This window comes from Dyella flagellata, from assembly GCF_030160275.1.
GTDB lineage: Bacteria > Pseudomonadota > Gammaproteobacteria > Xanthomonadales > Rhodanobacteraceae > Dyella_B > Dyella_B flagellata.
The window spans coordinates 534,646-555,396 of sequence record NZ_BSOA01000003.1 but is presented as its reverse complement, the minus strand read 5'-3'; the positions used below and the strand labels follow the sequence as shown (position 1 = coordinate 555,396).

19 protein-coding genes are annotated in these 20,751 nt (G+C 55.1%); 9 read left to right on the top strand and 10 right to left on the bottom strand.

From position 1 onward, the window contains the following. Positions 1-166 precede the first annotated feature (166 nt). The 3 genes from QQJ96_RS04175 to QQJ96_RS04165 all read left to right on the top strand — a co-directional run bounded on the left by QQJ96_RS04175 (position 167) and on the right by QQJ96_RS04165 (position 3,152). A complete protein-coding gene (locus tag QQJ96_RS04175) occupies positions 167-1,459 on the top strand; it encodes a YagK/YfjJ domain-containing protein (RefSeq protein ID WP_284330679.1) in 1,293 nt (430 codons plus the stop codon). 352 nt (positions 1,460-1,811) lie between these two features. Then, positions 1,812-2,402 carry a hypothetical protein gene (locus QQJ96_RS04170; protein ID WP_284330678.1) on the top strand — a complete coding sequence of 197 codons (591 nt, stop codon included), beginning with the start codon at positions 1,812-1,814 and terminating at the stop codon, positions 2,400-2,402. A 21-nt stretch (positions 2,403-2,423) separates the two neighbouring features. After that, a complete protein-coding gene (locus QQJ96_RS04165) occupies positions 2,424-3,152 on the top strand; it encodes a hypothetical protein (protein ID WP_284330677.1) in 729 nt (242 codons plus the stop codon). A gap of 384 nt (positions 3,153-3,536) precedes the next feature. Here QQJ96_RS04165 and QQJ96_RS04160 read toward each other — a convergent pair whose 3' ends face one another. From QQJ96_RS04160 to QQJ96_RS04150, 3 genes are read right to left on the bottom strand one after another with little or no spacing between them, the layout of a single operon-like run. Then, complete coding sequence (locus tag QQJ96_RS04160) at positions 3,537-6,653, bottom strand: AAA family ATPase (protein ID WP_284330676.1); 3,117 nt, start codon at positions 6,651-6,653, stop codon at positions 3,537-3,539. Beyond that, positions 6,653-7,297 (bottom strand): ABC-three component system middle component 1, encoded by a 645-nt coding sequence (locus tag QQJ96_RS04155; RefSeq protein ID WP_284330675.1) that lies wholly within the window; start codon positions 7,295-7,297, stop codon positions 6,653-6,655. Before QQJ96_RS04155 ends, QQJ96_RS04160 begins: the two co-directional genes overlap by 1 nt. Continuing rightward, a complete protein-coding gene (locus QQJ96_RS04150) occupies positions 7,294-9,669 on the bottom strand; it encodes an ABC-three component system protein (protein WP_284330674.1) in 2,376 nt (791 codons plus the stop codon). The genes QQJ96_RS04155 and QQJ96_RS04150 overlap by 4 nt, the downstream gene beginning before the upstream one ends. Positions 9,670-10,086: 417 nt before the next feature. On the opposite strand from QQJ96_RS04150, the gene QQJ96_RS04145 reads away from it, so the two are divergent. The 3 genes from QQJ96_RS04145 to QQJ96_RS04135 all read left to right on the top strand — a co-directional run bounded on the left by QQJ96_RS04145 (position 10,087) and on the right by QQJ96_RS04135 (position 12,505). After that, on the top strand, positions 10,087-10,731 hold the full coding sequence (locus QQJ96_RS04145) for a hypothetical protein (protein WP_284330673.1): 645 nt from the start codon (positions 10,087-10,089) through the stop codon (positions 10,729-10,731). 6 nt (positions 10,732-10,737) lie between these two features. Next, positions 10,738-11,889, top strand: a complete 1,152-nt coding sequence (locus QQJ96_RS04140) for a helix-turn-helix domain-containing protein (protein WP_284330672.1) — start codon at positions 10,738-10,740, stop codon at positions 11,887-11,889. Between the two features lie 154 nt (positions 11,890-12,043). After that, the gene (locus QQJ96_RS04135; protein ID WP_284330671.1) at positions 12,044-12,505 is read left to right on the top strand and encodes a hypothetical protein; all 462 of its coding nucleotides are present in this window, start codon (positions 12,044-12,046) and stop codon (positions 12,503-12,505) included. 185 nt (positions 12,506-12,690) lie between these two features. Here the strand turns inward: QQJ96_RS04135 and QQJ96_RS04130 are convergent, their stop codons facing one another. Beyond that, entirely contained in the window at positions 12,691-13,560 is an 870-nt protein-coding gene (locus tag QQJ96_RS04130) for a hypothetical protein (RefSeq protein ID WP_284330670.1), read from the bottom strand. Between the two features lie 110 nt (positions 13,561-13,670). On the opposite strand from QQJ96_RS04130, the gene QQJ96_RS23565 reads away from it, so the two are divergent. After that, positions 13,671-13,883 carry an AAA domain-containing protein gene (locus QQJ96_RS23565; protein WP_404649470.1) on the top strand — a complete coding sequence of 71 codons (213 nt, stop codon included), beginning with the start codon at positions 13,671-13,673 and terminating at the stop codon, positions 13,881-13,883. Between the two features lie 111 nt (positions 13,884-13,994). Here QQJ96_RS23565 and QQJ96_RS23560 read toward each other — a convergent pair whose 3' ends face one another. The 3 genes from QQJ96_RS23560 to QQJ96_RS04120 form a co-directional block, all read right to left on the bottom strand. Further along, the gene (locus tag QQJ96_RS23560) at positions 13,995-14,099 is read right to left on the bottom strand and encodes a fumarylacetoacetate hydrolase family protein (RefSeq protein WP_404649471.1); all 105 of its coding nucleotides are present in this window, start codon (positions 14,097-14,099) and stop codon (positions 13,995-13,997) included. Positions 14,100-14,178: 79 nt separating this feature from the next. Beyond that, a complete protein-coding gene (locus tag QQJ96_RS04125; RefSeq protein ID WP_284330669.1) occupies positions 14,179-15,453 on the bottom strand; it encodes a hypothetical protein in 1,275 nt (424 codons plus the stop codon). A gap of 53 nt (positions 15,454-15,506) precedes the next feature. Beyond that, a complete protein-coding gene (locus QQJ96_RS04120) occupies positions 15,507-15,827 on the bottom strand; it encodes a hypothetical protein (RefSeq protein WP_284330668.1) in 321 nt (106 codons plus the stop codon). Between the two features lie 399 nt (positions 15,828-16,226). Here QQJ96_RS04120 and QQJ96_RS04115 point away from each other — a divergent pair, with 399 nt between their 5' ends. Together QQJ96_RS04115 and QQJ96_RS04110 are read left to right on the top strand one after the other, a co-directional pair. Then, complete coding sequence (locus QQJ96_RS04115; RefSeq protein WP_284330667.1) at positions 16,227-16,559, top strand: helix-turn-helix domain-containing protein; 333 nt, start codon at positions 16,227-16,229, stop codon at positions 16,557-16,559. 130 nt (positions 16,560-16,689) lie between these two features. Next, positions 16,690-16,920: a hypothetical protein gene (locus QQJ96_RS04110; protein WP_284330666.1), complete on the top strand. Its 231-nt coding sequence runs from the start codon at positions 16,690-16,692 to the stop codon at positions 16,918-16,920. An 85-nt stretch (positions 16,921-17,005) separates the two neighbouring features. Here QQJ96_RS04110 and QQJ96_RS04105 read toward each other — a convergent pair whose 3' ends face one another. The 3 genes from QQJ96_RS04105 to QQJ96_RS04095 form a co-directional block, all read right to left on the bottom strand. Beyond that, positions 17,006-17,968, bottom strand: a complete 963-nt coding sequence (locus QQJ96_RS04105; RefSeq protein ID WP_284330665.1) for a DUF932 domain-containing protein — start codon at positions 17,966-17,968, stop codon at positions 17,006-17,008. A 134-nt stretch (positions 17,969-18,102) separates the two neighbouring features. Next, entirely contained in the window at positions 18,103-18,588 is a 486-nt protein-coding gene (locus QQJ96_RS04100; protein ID WP_284330664.1) for a JAB domain-containing protein, read from the bottom strand. Between the two features lie 884 nt (positions 18,589-19,472). Next, positions 19,473-20,501: a DUF3800 domain-containing protein gene (locus QQJ96_RS04095; protein WP_284330663.1), complete on the bottom strand. Its 1,029-nt coding sequence runs from the start codon at positions 20,499-20,501 to the stop codon at positions 19,473-19,475. Between the last annotated feature and the right edge of the window lie 250 nt (positions 20,502-20,751).

The following is a 20,751-nucleotide window of genomic DNA, read 5'->3' as shown; positions in this document are numbered from 1 at the left end:
TCGATGTCAATCGATGTCTGCCATGACGCAAACAGGCGCCAGTCGCCTTATCGTCACAAGAGCCGCTGATGACACCCTGGCAATCCTTCACGCGTAGACGGACGTATCCGTGTATGGCATGCACCACGTCGTGCCGCCACAGTTACCACCACTTCAAATGAAGCCCATGAACACACTTATTGAGCCACTAGCCAAACCATTCGCTGCAAGCACCTCGGTGCAGGAGATAGAGCGCGAGGTTGAGCTGCGTGAGAAGAACTATCAGCGCGCATCCAAGGGTTGTGTCCACGTTGGCGATGACAGGATCATCGTCGCCCATGAGCTCGATTGCTTGCTATGCCTCGAACGCATGGAGAATCTATCCCGGCGGATCGTGCACAGAAACGAAGCAGCCACCAGAGTCGTCAAGAAGCGCACCCCGTCAGGGACAGTTATCGGCCTGACGCATGAACTGACGTCGCTGGGTGAAGCCGTATGGGCGCTGTGCCTGTCAGGTATACCCATGATCGAACTGACATGTCCAAGCAGTCGCTATAAAGGCGAGTACTCTTCAACTGTCGTACCTTTCCCTGAGGTGGAAGAGTTGGCGCACACCAGTGACATGACGGTTCGCTTCAATCCATCCATCGCCGTGTTGCTGCGAGCTTGTCAAAAGGCAATGCCGACACTGAGAGCATATAGCGGCGACGGCTACGTCATCGATGTAAACAACGAACGGACGCGGCGCAAGTTGACCTGGCTAGTGCGCTTCGTGCGCCGCGTAGGTCGATCTGGTCATTTCAGGCGTATGGAGAGCAATCGTGTCCGCCTGGAGCGGAAGGACCTTGAGTCGTGCTGCCGGTACATGGCGTCGGGCTTCGCAGAGTACGCCAACCTGGAGGTACTTCGCGTGGACCTGTACATCCGCCCTACCCACCATACGTGGGCAGATACCCGATTGGCTGAACAATGCATGGAGCGCTATCTACGGGCATTGAGCGAAGATCGCATCATCTCTGACGTGAAGCGTTGGATCTGGAAGCGAGAATGTGGCTTCGATCGAGGCATCCACTACCACCTCCTCGTCGCCCTGGATGGGCACAAGCACCAGAGTGCAAACGCACTCGGTAAGATGCTGGGTGAGGCATGGGTGAATCGATGCGGCCCCTTAAGGGCCAGTTACTTCAACTGCTACGTGCGTCGGCATGAGTACAAGTACAACGGCCTTGGTTCAGTCCACGTGACTGATGCAAAGAAGCTGATAGGCATCAAGAAAGCCATCGAATACATGGTCAAGGGCGATGGCTACGTAATGACCGGGCATAAGCGAAATCTTCGAAAAGGCAACATGCCTAAGGATCAGCATCAGCCAAAACGTGGCGCTCCACGCAAGGGGGGACACGATATGTCGCTGGTCAATGCCATCCTCGGAAATCCCATAACCAACGCCGATATACCCTACACGGAGAATGACCTATGAAATCACTACAGACCTGGATGACATGGATAGGCGCAAAGTGGTCGAAAATAACCAGTAGGCGAGAAGGGGCGCATGAGCAATGTCAGCGCAAGCTCAATGATTTCATCGATCTTGCGTATAGGCCAATACCCGAAGCCAATGATTAGCCTTATTGCTGGCTATCGACTGCATTCATAAACAGACCGGTGGCGATTTAGTTACTGTAGTGGTTTAAGGAGCCGCCCTGTTCAGGAATACCTTCGGGCACGAGCACGCGTCATCGGTATAGCATGGCTCTTTAGCATCCATCTTTCGTACCAATCCAAGTCAACTGCGCTATCGTTTCCATCGCCACAATTCCATGGCCCGATCCATGACTATTGCCAAACTTCGCAATTACCTCAATACGCTCGCTTCTGGATTAATCGATAACGAGCATAAAGACGAGACCACCTCTATCTTAGCGGATTGCTGGACAAGTCTTGATGGAGGCGATGCAGAAGGCATGCATGCCGACAAACTTTCAGGTCGTGTTGAGGATATGACTTGGGAATCACCATTGCTCAGCTTCAAGATTGAACGGCATGGCAGGACAGTCAACGGCTCATCAAGAGCGGATGTGCATCAGTGGGTTATTGACGTTGATCGTGGCACTGCCAGCTGTTTTGTCGTAGGCCACAGGCAGCTAACGCCAAACTCTCCCAGACTCGACGTTAAATCGCTAGCCAGGGGTGTAGCGGCTTTAATCCTTGAGGAAAAGCACGATCCTAAATTGACATGGCTAGACGCAAGAAGCGTCAAGGTCAATCTCAATGAAGTGATCCCTAAAGTTGGCCCTGCGCAAACCATTGAAGATCGACGTAGGCGCTTTAGGATTGAGCTTGGGCACGTCCTAGAGTCGGGTGGATGGTGCCGTAGAGCAAAGGGTAGCCATCTCGTCTTTGATCGGTCTGAAGGGGAATAACCATGCAGTGGAGAGAACCGCATGAACCTGGACGCATTTGGTCGCTACAAGGGCAACGTGGACGAATGGGCGGACGAACAGTCTCGAACCCTTACCGGACTCGGGTTCGTAATCATCGATGCTGAAGACATGATCCAGGAAGATGCTCACTTCGTCTTCTTGGAACCGGGACAATTCCAGGCGTTCTGTACTGCCTCCGGCCAAAACGCAGTATTCCAAATGCGCGGTGAGGTCGACGTGGATGGAACGATTCGGTCCGTTATCCAAAAGCTCTGCGAGGACAACGAGGACCCAGTACTTCTGATCAAAACATTCGAAGTGCAGAATGCTTTGCTGCTCAAACGTGCCCGGTCGCACTGCCACGAACATTTCTATGCCGAGTTTTCGGTTCTTCACCAGGGCGCTTTCATCTCCTGCGGTGTTCTGTGCGAATCACACGACCAACTGATGGAAGCTCTAGCAGCCTTCTGCGACTCTGCCGATGACCGGCGTGAAGAGGCGAAGCAGGTCCGCCTGGAGCAGGACGCCGAAACCTTGGAGCGTTTGGCCGACGAGCTGCTGGTGGACCCAGAGTTCGCCAAGATTCGAGGACGAAGGAAGCGCTGTGTCTACGTATTGGAGAAATATGGCGATAGGGTTCCGAAGTCGGCTCGAGGAGAAATCCGTCGTGTGGATGCAGGCGACTATGATGGCAACCTGGCGGCACTGGTGGAGCGGGTCTCTGATCGGCTTGAACTGAGCAAGTCGTAACAATCAGGATGAGCGGATGGGCGTCTTCGGATCACGGGCCATTTCGCACATCTTCGTGGAGCTGGGATTACGAACATGGGCAGGGCTTCGGCAGTGGGTTCACGCTGCACCGCGGCATGTTTGTTTCAGAATGTGCACAAAAAAGCCGGGTGAACCCGGCTTCTAGAATCGTTGAATTTTGTGCACGCCGCGCCCCTATTCCGCGCTGCTGTGATGGATTGGCGCGCGCCTTTTGTCTTCGCGAGCTTCATGCCAAGCAGATGGATCGGCGTGACTGGTGTCACGGGTGCTGCAGCCTGTGCCACTGGCTCGGGCCGAGGCGAAGATGGAAAATAAATATTGTACAGCACGTATAAAACTATCCCCATTGCAACGATGGGGAACCTAGTTGAGCGCTGCAGTCTTAAACGCCCCCTCAGACGAAGGGCGAAACGCCCAGTCAACGCCATTGTTGCCGCGCCCGAGCAGGTTTAGGACCGCACACGGTATGTTTCGCGCGCAGAATTTCCGCTGTAGAAATTCCGCTTGGCCAAGATCATGGGTGGAGAGAAGGACCTGATAGCTCTTCGCCCGCACCAAATTCCCGATGAAATCCGCGAACGCAGCCGCGTGGATAGCGTCATTATGCTGAAGCGGATCATCCAGGATCAACGCCCGCCATCGCGACCAGGGATAGGTCAGACTAGCTGCACATAGCATGCTAACCGCAAGCGCCGCCATCTGCCCTTCGGAGTGGACCAGCATTGGATCGACACTGTTGAGATTCTTGGGCATCTCGCCGGTTACAGAGGCACTTTGCTTGATGCCGCGCTTTTGGAGAGTGAGGCCGATGCCAATTCGGGGGTCGCAAAGTATCGCTTGATTGATCCGGTTGGCGAGTAACTGGAGTGGGTCGAGATAGGCGGCATTAAACTTATTTACAGCATCGGCAATCAGGATACTCGCCTTTGACGCTATTTCCTTCGATTGTGTGGTGGCTAGAGCGTCCCTCTTGGCCATCTCCAGCTTTTTCATAGCCGCGACACGAACCTGCTCGCGCGTACTGTTCGGAGCTAGGTCGGTCAAGCCTCGGACACGGTTAATAGCTGCTCGATGTGCAATCTGCCGGTTCCAAGCCTCGCGGCCGTCGCGCAACCGTTTAAGTAGTGCATCGGCCTCGGCGAGTGATTCGCGGGCCTGATTGAGGTTGGACGCAGCCGCCTCGATTTTCGTCTCATCGAAGTCCTCGTCAACCCAGCCCGCGTCTCGCCATTTACCTGATATATCAGTTAGAGCGATACGGTTACTTTCCTGATCGACCACGGCCTGCGCGATACGCGCCCGCAGATTGGCTTCAGCCTCCCGCAATGGAGCTAGCCTCAGATCCTGCTCTGAAACAGTCGTAGCTGCGTCGTCATAAGCCTTTTGCGCCGCAGCCAGGGCCGTAGCGGAAACTACGACTGCCTCTTCAATCTGCTCCCGAGAAGGTGCTCTGCCAGAATAAAGCTGAACCGCCAATGTCGCGATACGTTCACCAGCAACCTGCTCGGCCACCTTGCAGTCGTCGAGCCGCCGCATTGTGGTTGCTTCCAAAAGACTCGCTGTGTCGCGCCTTCGCGCAGCCTCGGATGCACGCGAAATCGCCCTTCCGTTAGCGGTGAAACGGCCCAACCAACGGGCCCGCCTGCGGCGTGATTTCTCTAACCGCACCTCATCTTTAACAAGCTCCGCAAGCCAAGACTCCACACTTGAACGCGATACGTCGGCTGCCAGCCCGAGGCCTGTCAATAAACGATCGTTGCCATCGCGGTCCGAATTGCGCTTTGCAAACAATGACCTTAGCCGCTCAGCGATACCGCGAAGTTGCTCTAAATTAGTTGTTGCCGTGGCAACCAACAACTGTGCGTCGCTGAGCGCTTCTTGTTGAGCGAGCACAAGGGGAGCGAGGCGCTTGGCCGCAGCTCCTGCACGTTCAGACAAGTCTGCCGGAGAGGCAAAATGGGTCGCACAAACTGGGCAATCCTGGGCGTTGTGTGAGAGGTGCGTGGCGACAGTAGAAACCGCATTCGAAAGAGCACTAACCGAGCGCTCGACGGTGCGTAATGCTTCATTCGCCCCAGTCTCGATCAACCGAGCTGCTGAAAGATTGGAGGACGCGAACCCGATCTGATTGTCGATATCGGGGTGGCGCGCTTTTAAGTCATGCAGTTCGGCGTCGACCTGATCAATCTGGCCCTCGTAGTCAAGCCACGTGCGTACGCGTTCGATACGAGTACTCGACAAGCCGAGTCTCCTTTCGAGGTTAGCAACCTCTTCGCGCAAACGCGCCTCGATCTGAGTCCGACGCTCGTTCCGCTGCACCAATTGCTCAGCTTCGACGAGCGAAGCACGCGCCTTAGCAAGATCGCTTTCGGCCTTCTCACGTTCATTACGCGCCGCTTCGCACGTGATGGCCGCCTCCCGCAACGCGACCACGCTTGCGTGCATACTCCGCGCCACCGCCAGCGGTTCGGCCGTCGCGGAGAGCGCATTTTGCCGGCGCGTTAACTCCTGCTTGGCGGCTTCCATCGCTCCGACGGCAACGATAAGATCGCGCTCCGCCGCTTCTGATGCACCCGACGTCTCAGTCAGTGCCTTGTAATGACGGTCACGCAACGCAAGCAAACGCCGCGCTTCGAGAATAGCGAGCTCGCGCTTACGCGCAAGCTCAGCTCCCTGGTCGATCGCGGACTGAATATTCCCCGGATCCGGCAATTTGTCCCAAACAAAGGGCGACCGCGTACTTATCAGCTTGCGCCAGAGGACGTTCAGGGCGTTTGCGATCTCGCTCGTAAGTTTCGCAGCATCGCCATCGTCCAGCGCACCAGACGCCTGCGAACCTGACCATAGCCTCTCCTCCTGGTCGAGCGCATCGCTCAAGACATCAACTTCGTCACCCAACTGTTCAATACGAAGCTTGAAAGCCCGTGCCGGAAGCGTTTTCCCTTCCCCGTGCAAAGCCAGACCAAATTTCTGAAGCTTGGCACTCTGCGACACCTCCTTCAAAATTGCCAGCCGCTCCCCTGGGTCACGATGCGTAAGTCGAGACAGTGAGGATTGACCGAGAAAATGTGTAAGCAGTAGATAGCGACTCAAGCTCGAGATAGGCGCCTGCCAATCAGGCAAACGCAAATATTCGGCAATGTCTGGAACGCCATTCAGCGTGGACTCCCTGGCTTTCTGCCCGTCCAGTTGCCGTGCGATCCGATTCCCGTCTGAGAAAGCTAGAGCCGCGGTGGTCGGATCGCTGCGGCTACCCCACCGACACAGATAGTTGCCAAACTTTGCGTAGCCGTCGACGCTGCTGAAATGATCAATATTGCCAGTGAGTGCCCATTCGAGCGCATCGAACAGCGACGACTTGCCTAGACCATTACTACCGTGAACGATCAATACGCCGGGTTCGGGGGCAAGATCTATTTGCAGACTTCCGAACGAACGGAAATCGGAAAGCTCGATTCCAGTCAGATAGAGATGCGTCATTATGGTATCCCTCGAGCCCGAACCAGGCGTTCAACCATGGATTCGAGATCTTCGCCGGCCTGATCCACGATATCGATCCAAGCAGTCGCGACAGCCTCTTGTAGGCCTGCTTCTGTCAGCAGTGTTGCGGCTAGGCCTTGAACCTGATCGAGCGGAGCGTCATGTCTTTCCGAGACATCTTCCCATGGCGCAGCGAGAAAAGTCCTGGCAAGAAATTCCACGTAGGATTGATCCAGATTTTTCGAGTTCGGCAGCCAGATCACCTTTCGACACACGCTTTCATCTCGCTCGGCAATGTCAATCACCGTACGCCAATCTGCATCGGAACTGGGATTGACCGCGCACAGAAAGATGTGCGCATTAATCACTTCATTGCGTGTCATGTAAGAGCGTGCAATCACCATCTGGCTATGCAGCAATCGTAGCGTCTCTTGCATTTCTGTCTTCTTGCCGATGGTGACAGGCGCGACGATTGCCGGGTAGGCGCCGAGACGGATACCGTAAGCAACCTTGGGCAATGCCGCAGTGCTGGCGTCTGGCCTACCGCGAAACTGCGCCGAGACGAAATCTGGTTCCTCCTTGGCGTTCCACCCGAGAGAGAAAGCCGAGGCCAGTAGTCGATCTCGCAATTCCTCTGCAGTCATTTCAATATCCTCTTAAGTTCCTTTTCCTGGCGCTCCCGCCATTCAGCGAATTCCAGTTCGACAGCTTGTTTCCAGCTGGCCAGCGAATCGCCGAGATGTGTACGCCATCTCTTGTCGTTCTGGATAATCGCGGGCCGTACGCGGCGCGCGGCCTTGATCGAGTTGCCCGCATCGCCGCCGTCCATCACCGTGCCTGCAGGATCCGATACGATGACCTCATTGGCCGCCGCAAGGATCAGGGCGTCCGCATCCCAGTCATCTGGGGTAGTGCGCGACGAAAGCAGTTGCAGTCCGATACCCTCACACCCTGTCCCGATGCCAACACCATTGGAAGCGAAGGCGAGATTTCCGTTGGCAATAGAGCGTGGCGTGAGCGGTTCGCCTGCATGAGTGGCGGCGATCATGATCAGCGCATTGACCATATGCTTGAGCGAGCCGTGATCGCCACTCCAGGGCTTGGCTGCCTGTTGCTCGACATTGGCCAACCAGCGCAGAAAATCGAATTGCAGTTTTGGATCTGCGCTTAACGTAACCTTCCAGCCAGCCCAGGTGGTGCTTATCAGGCCGAGGATTTGGGATGAAATGGAGCCGAGCATCGCAGAGGCTTGGGCTGCGATGGCCGCTTGAATGCCTTTGTCGAGCAAGCGCACAAGACAGGCGTCTACGTAATCCGCAATTGTGACACTGCCATATTGGGAAACGTGGCGCGCCGAAGATGGCGTCGGCGCTTTCACGATACCAGGCGCAATGTCATTCCAAGCCGACAGAACCTCCGAGCCAGCCCGTAATTCGATCTTTTGGCCGCTGGCCCGCGCGAGACGCACCAGATCTAACGGATATGGCAAGTTGTCCGGCGCGACATGGATATCCACCCAAAAGCGCTCTGGCAGTTGCTCGCACTCCTGCGCGATGTCAGCGACACTGCGGCAGCCGCGCTCGACTAACACCTTAGTCGCGGCATCGATCGCAATTTCGATCACGCGCCGTTTTTCCGTCGCCGCCGCAAGTGCGGCGCTATGTGTGGCAGCATGCTCCAAGCGCTTGATCCGCTTAGCCTCGAACAGATCGTAAGTTTCGTCGTCGAGCGCGGGGGGCACTCCGAACAGCTGATTTGTTGCGATTAGCTTTTTGATGTGGGCTTCATAGTCTCCAATCAGATTGCCCGCTGGCGAGTAGCGCTGCTCGATGTTGGGACCATGGCGTAGAATGGCGTGTTTATAGGTATTCGTATCGGCAACGCCGGCTATGGCGGTCCCCGTAAGCGTGACGCCGGCATCGCTATTCGTGCAGGCAGTGACGAAACCGTTCGAGCGTGCCACCGTAAGCAAAGCGACTTCAGCCGCTTCCAGCAATGCCAGAACCATGCACTGGTTGAGCTGCGAGGCCCTGCCGGCGGCAAACAGCGATCCGTTGGCATTGACGGTCACAATGCGATCGGTGCGAAGCTTCTTCTTGATCGTTTCTATCACGCCATATTGCGAAAGGATCGGCAGCACGGTCGTGCGCAGTTCGGCCTCGACGTCGGCATCCAAAGCCTTGCTCGTGTAAACCTTATCAGCAGCTTCGCGTAATTTGTCGGGCCTAGAGAAGTTCAGGAACTCGCGCGTGAATTTGTCATGCTCGAAATCCTGGATCAGCAGCCCAAGAATAACGGTGAGTGCGCCGTCACCGTTGCCGCTCACCACATACGTAGTGTCCTTGACCGCTTCGGTCGCGTTTGTGCCGATCGCGCCTGGCTTCCAATAATCTTCCGGCGTCACCGCTCCGCATGGTAGTTCGTCGCCGAAACCCATCGTGAGGAAGACATGATCTAAATTTCGATGTTCAAGTTTTGCATTCCTCTTGAAAGTCAGAGCCCATTCCTTGCCCGACGGTTCCAGCTTGGTAAGCACACAACCCTTCTCGAAGGACAAGTCGGTCAGACCGGCACATAGCGTGTTGAAGTCGGTGCGAAGCCCTGGCACAACCACTTTCCCCATGCCCGCGGACCAATCGAGAATGGGCAGCCCGGCACGATCATCGAGAGAACCGAACTGAGGCCACTCATAGATGTGCGGGTGGAGCAGCCGAGTTGATCCGCTTTGCAAATGGAGAATTTCGCCGGACTGGTCGAACAGCGTAACTTTGTGACCAAGCAAGGCCAGCGCCACAGCCATAGTCGCACCTGCGGCACCCGCTCCGACCACTCCTATCCCTTGACCAGATTTGAAATAACCGAGTTCGTGGAGGGCACGCGCCAATCGCAGTGCTCGTACCTGCTGAGAAAAGAAGGTGATTCGCGGTGTGAAAGGTCCGAGGAAGTACAGGCCGCCTTTACCGGGAATGGTGGCGGCACTGATCAACTCTTCGGGGGACAATTCAATCGATGCCATGTTGCGACCAACGCTCTTTTCAATGAGATACGCCCAAGAGGCCGACCGCGCAGAAGCACGGTTTGGAATGAGCAAATCATCATCGCCCCCTTTGCGCGGCCCTAGAACCAGGGCCGTCGCAATGATGCGTGCAGGACTCAACGAAGACAATGCCGTCCGCGCCAGAATTCCTGGGCCGGAGTGTCTTCACGTTTTCATCACGCATTCGTGAACGCGCTGAACTTTGACCTCGGGGCGTGCCGGCGTTCCGCCACACCGCATTACCACATCGGCCGGCTGCCCCAAGCGTTCGGCTAGTTGGTAGAGCAACCTTGGGTCTAGCATTTTTCGCAAAACCGAAACTTCTTGTTTTTTTACCGCGTTTGAGGGAGGATTTCCGGAAGGGGGGGCATCAATCTATCCGGGAGACCAACCTCAGTGAACCAGTCTGTCGTAGTCCAGTTCGAACATGTGCAGAGCCGCCTTGCAGAGCTTGAACTCACGGAGGACGTTCTCCGAGAGGCGTTGACCCTGGCCCATAGCTTCGCCGCCCGTTGTACTCCTAACCATCCCCGTATCTACCCAGGTCTGGTCATGTGGGCCGAGACCATCAAGGCACTCCGTGATCTGCTCCGCCCTCAGGGATGGCACAGTCAGGACGAAGGGACGTATGACCGCGTCATTCGTTCAGACGGAGCGATGGGCATTGCGGTGGCCTCTGGAAACGAGGCAGTGGGTATTCCGGAGATGGAACCCACAAACAAGTCCCCCAAAGGACGCAATACGATCGCGGCGGTGGAAACCAATCGGCAGTTGGAACTCTTCCCTATTCCTGTGGTGGAGAGCAAAGAACCTGACGACAAAGACGGAGAGACTTGGATACTTCTTCATTTTTACGACGCTCGCAAGGGTGAGCGTCGCGCAGAGTTATCGCGTCCTCGTGACATCGATGACGATGGGAGAATTTCTGCTTGGTATGAGAGGATCATTTTGACCCCGCTGAGCATTGACGGCGACTTTGCCGAGATCGTTCCTCCGGATCAACCTGATGTCGATTTTGACATCGAGAGAAAGCACTTGTGATCAACTATGTTTAACGCAGCACGTTTTTCCCTGGCGCGACAGCGTCGGGGAATGACCATGAAGGCACTTGCCACCAAGGCGGGTGTCAGCGAACGGTCTATCTCCGCCTATGAAGCTGGAGGCCAGGAGCCAGAACGAGTCACGCTCCTACGCATCAGTGAGGCCTTGGGATTTCCCGAGGCCTTCTTCTTTGGCGACGAACCGGAGATCTTATCTCCGGACGTCGCTAGTTTTCGCTCTATGTCAAAGATGACTGCCCGGCAAAAGAACTCGGCTCTTGGGGCTGGGGCCTTAGCGTTGATGCTCAATGACTGGATAGAGGGACGCTTCAATCTTCCGGCAGTGGATCTACCGGATCTTGGGCGAGAGCGACCCGTAACATCTGGCGCTCCCGGTCTGGCAGACGGAGATGTGGACTACCCAGTTGAGTCAGGGGAAGGATCGCCTGAGGCCGCCGCGTCAACCCTGAGGGCTCATTGGGGCCTGGGCGAGCTACCGATCAAAAACATGATCAAACTATTGGAGTCGAGGGGAGTACGCGTCTATTCCCTTGCCATCGACGCCAAAGAGGTCGATGCCTTTTCCATGTGGCATGGCGAGCGCCCTTATATCTTTCTCAACACGTTCAAGTCCGCCGAGCATTGCCGGTTCGATGCAGCCCATGAGCTTGGTCACCTTGTCTTGCATAGGCACGGGTCACCCCATGGACCGGACATCGAGCGGGAAGCAAACGCATTTGCCTCAGCGTTCTTGATGCCAAAAGCGAGCGTGCTTGCACAGGCGCCTCGCCAAGTCACGCTGCCCACGTTAGTGCGCCTTAAGAAATATTGGTCGGTCTCAGTGGCTGCTCTCAACTACCGATTGCATACGCTTGGCCTCACCTCGGACTGGGTATATCGGACGCTGTGCATTCAGCTGGCGGAAGAGGGATACCGAACAAAGGAGCCCGAGAGCATCCCTCATGAGCGGTCCTTACTTCTGGAAAAGGTGTTCGGGGTGCTCAAAGAAGAAGGAGTTTCGCGTCGTGACGTCGCCGCTCAACTCAATCTCTCTCCGGACGAGCTTGGCGCTCTAACCTTTGGACTAGTCCTGAATTTGTTGCCCGGAAGTGGCTCAGGCGGAAGGATTCGGCGCGCAAAGCTTACGCTGGTCACCTAGCCAGATATTGCTTTCGTGTGCATGGGCGACTAAACCGAAACGGCGGTGAGCCGAGGGAAGCGCGGATATAAAAACCAGTGATACCTACGGCCAGTTATGGCCAGGATGAAGCATTGCCGACATAGTAGAACACATCGCAACCAAGGAGTGGGGTATGCCCAATTTGACCGAAAAGACCGACAATGCCATTAACTCCATAGCGGCAGAGTTCGTCTCATTTCCTGCGCCTAACGGCATGACGCAGGAGCAATGGGAGGCACAAGTCAGAGGGAAGCTAGACGCGCTCAAGCAGACCCTTGAGGAGCAGCATTCAAAAGCGGTGCTCGCCAAGAGTTTACTTGACACCCTTAAGTACTTCAGTTTAGGTGCTGCATACGCAGCGGCGGGCGCAAAGCTCTTTAAAAATCACCATCAGGGCATTGCCATTATCGCATTGTTAATTGGTCTCGCCATTGCGATGGCTGCATTGTTTGTACTTGCTGATGTGCTAGACCAAGAAAACAACAAAGCAAGGACCAAGCGCTCAGAACGGGTTGCATTGGGGTGGGCAATCGCCTTCACTGTCCTTGGAATCGGTGCATGCTTGGCCGTCATATGGACGTTCGTGGGTTTATAAACCCACGAAGTAATCCAGAGTCTGTCGACGTGTAATTGCAGGAAGGGAGTCATGCAGCTCCCCTTTCCGACGGCACGCAACTATTATCAGCCAACCTTGAGGCACTGCTTGACGGCTGCACGCTCCCGGCTGTGACCAACAATCTACAGAGTCCAGATGCCCGCCCACTGAAACCCAGGTAGCCGTCAAGGTTCTCTTGAGTGATCCCTATAAAAATCCGCGATTTGGGGTTGTTCCGCCTCGTCTGACAAACCACTTTGGATTGGACTTTCCAGCGGCGCCCAACCTAGAACATTACGGATCAGGTTCGCCGCAATCTTGAAAGAAGAAGACGCGCAATCCATTCCATCCGCGTATTCAAGTAGCAGGTGTGCACCAACTTCAGCGGGCCAGTTTGCCACCTGCTCACTAACGCCATCCACAAGCATTTTTCCGTTGGCTGCCTTTGCAAAGATGTCGGACGCAGCACCTTCCTCAAGATCCAAAAGGTATTGACGGGCGGCCGAGAAACTCGACATCCGTACTATTGCAAACCCCGTCAACTGTTGCCGTTCACCCGCGCCAAGTTGGCGTTCTCCAGAATGGACTGCATTAGGCATTGATCGCAGGGCGGCCATATTTCTTGCTATGCCAGAAGCGAGTTGTTCACCAGAAAACGTAGATGACCACGCTGCCATGACTTCTTGCAGGATCTCCGGGAGTAACTTTTTGGCTTGCAGTTGCCTATATTTTCTTTGCTTCTTTTCCAGCCTAAAAGGCGTATAGAGGGCAACCAGTGCCGCCACGAAAGTGGCGAGCGCTGTGCACATAGACCAAAAGATGTCCGGTTTCGTGAAAGTGTCCGACCAGAAACCATGCGCTCCTTCGGCTTTGGGCTTGGCCAACTGGGCTGCCAAGCTTACAGAGTTACCGGCCACGTCCAAAGACTTGGAGGCCGCCTGCACCGTTTCATGTGCAAGATTTATCGAATCCTGGGCGCTCGACGCGGGCGCCACGGTATGTTGAGCGTCCCTCGAAGTTCCAGCCCAACACACGCCTGCCAGTGCGAGCAACAAGCCGCACATTGCCCCTAGCCATCGCGCCATCCCCTGTCTCCTGAATCTGTAGGCCTCAGGATTCTAGCCGGACCGCGGCGTGCGGTGGCCGTCACCGAGCCCCCCTGCGCTTGGCGGATGGCGAAATACAAGCGATTAACGGTCCACCGGGAAGCGGCAAGACCTCCATGCTGCGTGCCGTTGTAGCAAGTCAATGGGTGAGCGCCGCACTACACCAGAAACCCTGCCCCATCACCCTCGCCTGTGGCGCCACAAACAAATCGGTCACCAACGTCATGAGGCCTTCGGCAATCCGATTCCCAATCCGCCCGGTGTGCCTCTAGCAATAATATCGCCCGGCAGTAGAGCATCGGCCATGACAAGGCCTGTATCAATGACGGGATGTCGAAGATCAGATTCGACAGAGGAGCATCCTGACGTAATTCGCCATTGACCTAAGCTTCGATAGGCACCTCGTCAATCGTGGTCACCCAAGGTCCCACAGGGCAGAAAGTGTCGAGCGATTTTCCAAGGAACCACTGCGCATGATCTCGCTGCATATCACGTCCTTCCTAGGTCCATCAGCCAGCATGGATGACTGACGCCCGGCCGGGCCGCCTTTAGGCGGCCCGTTTCTTGTTACTGACCGGGTGCTTTGCAAGTAGCGGCCCATTCCTGCATCTGCTCCATGCTTACCGAAGAATCAATGCCTTTAGCCTGAGCGTCCTTAGCGAAAGCATCGTCGAGCTTCTGGATGCATGGCGTCATCTTGGGCCAGTCATTGTCACTAGCAGCAGATATCGCGGGATCGGCTGCAGGAGCAGCGGCTAATGCTTGTTGCTTCGACCCATCTGATGCAGTTTCTTGAGCCAGGATCGAGGCTGGGGCACCTCCTACAGCCTGGGCATTGCTGTTAAAGCACAAATCACTAAGGCAGATGAGCTTGTCAGGGGAAAGGTGTGATTGCTCAATGATCTCCTTTGCAGCCTGTGGAGACGGAGCGTCACTCCTGGCAATTTGGACATCTGCTGGATTCACCGGAAACAGTTGCTTGAACTGCTCGGGATATGCGGCGACCAGGGGATAACCAAGCTTGTCAATGCCGAAGATCGTCACCGGCACACCTTTCCAAAGATAGGCAAGCTTGGCAGCATCGAGCGCACTGTGATCTGGATATAACGCGGCAAGGATATTGCCGTAGGTCGTGTCCGTGAGGGGGGAGGCAGGCTTGACCGGGATAGGCAAATTACGCAGGACAGACCACGCCTGATCAAAATTCGTGGCGTTATTATCGACAGCCACTCTCATGATGCTAGTAGCATCCAATTTGAAGTCCTTGGAACTACCGTTCTTGTAATGAAGGACAAGGCCAACGTAACTCAGATCCGGCTGTCCGTCTGTACCGTAGGTCCACTGGTAGACGTCACCCGCGGAAGTGACGTCACTTTTGTCGTGTTCGATAAAGCCCGAATCCGAAACATCTTTGTAGTCACATTTGTACTCGACGAAAGTCTGATTGCGGTCTGTTTGGTTGACCGACCACTTCACACTGTCGCAAAGTTTCCTGGTATCCAACGCCTGATCCACGGTCAGATTTGGATCTCGGACGTAGTTATTGGGATAGCTGAAGGCCAACGCCTTGACCTCGGCAATTTGTTTGCCGTCACTGCATCCAGCAAGAGTAAGTATGGACGCGAAGGTTACGAATGCTATTAACGCAAAGTTGATACGTTTCACGATGACACCTCTGTCAGCGAGCGGTAATGGGGATACGAAAGTAGGGTTTGGATACGCGGATGAACCACGCTCGCGCAAACGGACGAGGCGCAACTCATATACGAGTTGCACCGACCACGAATGAAGAATGCCAAGCACGAAATACCCGAAAGCCGCTAAGAACAAACGCAACTGCATGGCGGCCTACCAGCACGTCTCTAAAGCTCCGACGTGATCGGCCTGAAACCGCGCTAGGAGATCTGGACGGCAGCTTGCGCAATCTGGTGTCTGGCTCGCCTGTAGCCCATGCAATAAATCACAAGGCGCACAAACACCAGAAAGCCGACGAACAGTTGGTCGGCCACATTAAAAAGCACGATGATCGCGAGCATCACGATGACTTGTATCCAGAAGCGCCGTACCGGCTTCTGTGTATTCCTCCATCCCTGTAGCCAGTTCGCGTGCAGGTTTCGCGCATGTGGTTGCGGGAACTTGTCGCCCCACGCCTTCATAACCAACATGCTCAGATTGAAGGCCGTCAGCACAATCAGAATCAACGTTACGGTGTTCATGTTGTTCCCCTGTTGAGAATGAATTACTGGGTCAGATCGGCTCTGACCGAGTCGCACGCTTTGCGATGATCAAAAGCCTGACCAATCGTGTACGAGGTACCATTGATTACTTTGTCCTTGAGACTGGCGATGCCTTCGTTCGTGCAATCAGAAAGGCCAATGTCGCACGCTGTAACGGATGTTTTGGTCAGCACGATCCGTGTCGTTTTGTCCTTTTCCCTTGGAAATCTCAATTGAGTACCCCTGTTGATAAAGCCGGTTGATGGATATCGGTCCTGCTGACCCATGACCGGTCAGCAGGGCCGCTTGTGCCCTGATGCATATACCGTTACGGTATAGACTACTACGCAAGGAGTACATGGCCCATGCTGTGCCAAGTTCAGCCACCGTTACCCCTGCTTGATCCAGCCCATCACTGCTATCTTTGCCAAACGTCTCAAGACAGCCCGTGCTTTACGCGGCCTGTCTCAGCGTGCGTTAGGGGGCATGGTGTCGAGTGACAAAGCCAACGGAAGCGTTCGCATCAACCGCTACGAGCAAATGGTCAACCGTGCCGACATGGATACGGCTGCGGAACTTGCTCAAGCACTTGATGTCCCCTTGGCATACCTCTTTGCCGAAGACGATGACCAGGCTGAATTGCTGCTCACGTTCAACGGTCTCTCTAAGACCGAGAAGTCGAAGCTGCTTGGCTTGGCTAGACAAATGGCTGCTGAAAAAGCAAAGAAATAGCTTTGCTTAAGTGTGGACCGGGTGATCGCTGGCCATTCATCCTATAGCAGCCGGCTAGCCCTCAAATAACTTAGGGCGTAGCATGACGAGCGGATATTTGCCTCTATTAACCAAATAAAGAGGGGGGGATATGGATGAGCAATCAAAGGCCACAGCTGTCGGTATTGGCAGTGGAGCCACCACTGCTGGCGCTATTGGCGTAGCCGCCGCAGGAACCAGCGCGGCAACCATGACGACTGCACTTGCTACTATCGGGGGTTTAGTTGGAGGTGGCATGGCCGCGGGAATTGCTGTGATTGCTGCAGCTCCTCTAGCAGCAGGTGGCATCGGCTATGGACTTTATAAATGGCTTAAACGCTGACGACCTTAGATTACTAAAGATTGTTCGTTAAATAAGACGGGCTGACACAACCTTCTGTCAGCCCGTTTTTCTGAAGCCACAATCTTTATCCAATTAAGCTCAACGCCTCGTTCCACGCTTTGTGTTTTAACGCAGCCCCCTGCCCGAACCATGCCGCATCACGCCGATGATCGCTGCTGCGAGTGCGGCGATGATGGTCTACGTACTCAGTGACGCTATTCAGCAAGCCCCATGCAGTTCGCTTAGCCGACGACAGCCCCGAGCCCTTGCCTTGGCCTGTATAGAGTGCCAATACCTTCTGAGCTGCATGTTCGTTGAAAGCAGATCCGGGCAGCTCGGTACTGGAATGGCTGTAGGCAAACACCTTGGTCAGAAAATCTTCGACCATTTTCTCCGCCACCCGGCAATCCGCCAGTTCCTTAATGTGGTCAGAAAACGATGACCACTGGGTAATGGCAATACCCAGTTGCTGCTTGACCATTTGAGCGTCGAATGTGCTGTGGTGCGGGACCTTTACAGCGCCCTCACCGTCGTGCAACGCAATGTCCAGGGTGTTATTGCAAACCACCCTCATCGAGGTGAATTGAGCCGTCGTAGCCAACGTCCCATCGCAAGCCGTAGCCAGTAACAGGTAGCCATTGACCAAGTCACCACCTTTCAGGGTTACGCTTTGACCAGTTCGCGCCAACGCCCAAAGTTTGCGACCTTCCTTGAGGACGCCTGCCGTTTCCATCTCATAACCACCGATCTCTGTCAGGTCACGATAGAACTCCAGAATCTCGGTTGGCTGGACGACCTTGAAGCGCTTGGACACTACAGACAGTGGCTCCTTGGTGTCAGATCGGTAGAGGACCTTTTGGTCGCGGTATGTCTGTAGAGAACCAGGGAACGGGCGACCGGCGATGAACTGCACGTCGGCGGTCTCGATCTGCCAGTCCATGCCCGCCTGTTTAGCCCACACTTCCAATGGCTGATCGGGGGTTAGGCGTGCACCGAGACCGTGCCAAGGTTGCTGGCCTGCATAGGCCATGGTTTGAACGTGATGCATGACAAAGATTCCTTATAGAGAGAGGCGTAAACGCATAGAGCCCGGCGAAAGCCGGGCTCTATGCGCGTGTGCAAGGGTTTAAGAGAAAAGAGAATGGAACGGCGGCGGACTGCCAAGCGACAAACGTCCCAACCCTAGAGATATCCCAGACTCGCCATGCTGACGCATTCGGCGCCGACGATGAGGTGATCCAGCACGCGCACGCTAATTAGACGCAAGGCGTCCTGCAGTTCCTTGGTTATGATTCGGTCCGCCGCACTGGGGTCCGTGGCACCACTCGGGTGGTTATGGACCAGAATCGCCGCACTGGCATTGACGTCTAACGCCGCACGGACCACTTCCCTGGGATAGATGCTGGCGCCATCGATGGTGCCCATGAACAGCCGTTGGCAGTCAAGAATGCAATGACGGCTATCTAGCCACAAGACGTGGAACTCTTCGTGCGGCAATCCACCTAACCGTATACGCAGGTAGTCCGCCGCATCCATCGGGTTGCGGATACCTCCTTGTCGTTGAAGCTTTCGTTTCAAGATGTTTTCGGCGGCCGCTAGCACGGCGTACTCCTCGGTTTGGGTGGAGGTATCCGATGCGGCGGAGGCCGACAGTAGAGCGGATGACATAACAGGCTCCTTTTTCAACGGCATAAACGCCAAGAGCCCGGCGGATGCCGGGCTCTTGGCGTGCACTGAGGCGGTAGAGTTAAAGTCAGTGACGCAGCGAAGACCTACGGGGTCTTGTCGCTGAAGGTGTGCCCACAGGCCCGGCAATGCTGGTTGTGCAGGACGTTCCGGTCGATGGCACTCCCCAGCTTCGACCCCGCAATACATCCCGTGGCGCCACCCACGATGCCCTCAATGACTACGCCGGCCGCAGTGCACAGCAAGGTACCAACGGAGCCCTTAAGAACACCGCTTTTCGTGCTCCCAAGCGCCAGCAATACTCCGCTCGTCGTACCAGCAAGCGCGCCAATGGCCCCGCCAAAGCGCCTGGCTAGATTGCGTGCCTCCAATTGTGGCGACATGCACTTTGGGCACCGTGGCGTCACATCCATGAGCCCATCGTCCCACTCATGCTCCAAGGCCAAATCATGCATGAGAGACCTCCTGCAAGCGATACTCGATGTAACACCGAATGCAAAATGCCCAAAGACTTCCAGCCAGAAAGAGAACCGTGAACACGATCAGGCATTCGACGAGCGATGAACAGGTATAACCAATCCAATATCTATCAAACATCATCCGTACTCCTTCTAATTAGGCTCCTGCACGATTGCCATGCAGAAGGAGCAGGAAAAACTCTGCTCAGCAGGGTGATATGGATTTGAAAATTCGTTGAAGCGGGGCTTTCGGAATTCGTTGGCTGCTTGTCACTGACGTATGGCGCCTTGATGCCAACACCTGCGTGCTAACTACAACCAGAACCGACCTTAGGTGCATCACAATCAGGGCAGCAAGTGTCAACACCAAAGCGTCACTTTGGGTTCAATTTAATGACCTAAGCAATACTATTTGCTTTGAGCAGTGGGGCGGTGGGCGATCATGGACTTCCCGTTTCGGTCCATGATTTTCACGCGCCGGGCTACCGTCTTGTCTAGCGAACGTTCTTCGCCATCTCCGTCGAACCTGACAAATTCAAGAGAAGGAACACCACCCGGCTCTCGGATCATTAGTCGCCCCAGGAGAGCAGCCGCGGTGTCGTTATTGGAAAACCTCCCTTTTAGACACCTCGTAAGACCATTGGCGACAAGGTCTGCGATCTGGACCCCAGGTGAGGCTTTGGAATCCACGAACTCCATATGTTCGTGGAAGAGCTTCCCGTTCATAACCACGTTATCCGCGTCCGCATCCTTCGGCCTTGGAAACCAACTGGCATCTCTGTCGTCAGCGGCAAACCTGTCGAAGTGTGAATAATCCGCACCCCGCAATCGAATGAGGGGCTTTCGAATTGAATACGTTTGCGAGAGCACTCCTACGAGATCCGCCAACGTTGATTCAAAGTGGTTCTTCTGCACATCCTTGGCGTCAAACTCCCAACGGAAGGCCCCGAGGGTTTTCGGGGCGCGCTGCGAGTAGTAAAGCGTGGCCCGCCGAACCACTCCCCACGCCAATTGGGCACGGCAATGGAGTTCCACATAGTTCTGATTTGACAACTGACGAACGTCAGCTGCCACCTTGGCTATCATCGCCTTGCCCTCGTCATAAACCATGACAGGCACATATTGATCAATCTTTTTCGCCTGTTGCTCTTTGTGATGGGCGATGTCGCCTTGCATGGCCCCATCAGAAATAACGGCGGTAATGAACCCGTCCCAATTTCCTAGGTCATCAAGAAAGCTGAAATAATTCTCTTCTGTCGTGGCGGATGCCTTCACTTCTTCCCCAGGCCTCCGTCCCGCCCGCTTTTTGTAGCGGCGCAAAGCGGCCTCTGCCACGGCAACATTCTTCTCAGACATGACGCATGCGACGTCGGCAGAGAAACTATTCGGTTGATCGGTTTGGACGAAAGACCCAGATTCGTCAATGAAGATGTGCATCGCTTCTTCCCCTGCTTAAGTGCCTCCTGGCTCACGAAGTCATCTCAATTTCATGCACTCTCACACCATCGTGTTTATACAGGGCAACGAATGAGCTCCTCACCCTTCGCAATCAACGCATCAATGCGGCCAGGCTCGGTCTTTTGAGCCTCCAACCATTCTGGCGGCCGGCCTTGTTGGTAGTAACCCACCAACCTATCTGCAATGCATCGAGCGTCTTTTTCGGGCCACCACCGTTCGAGACCCGATA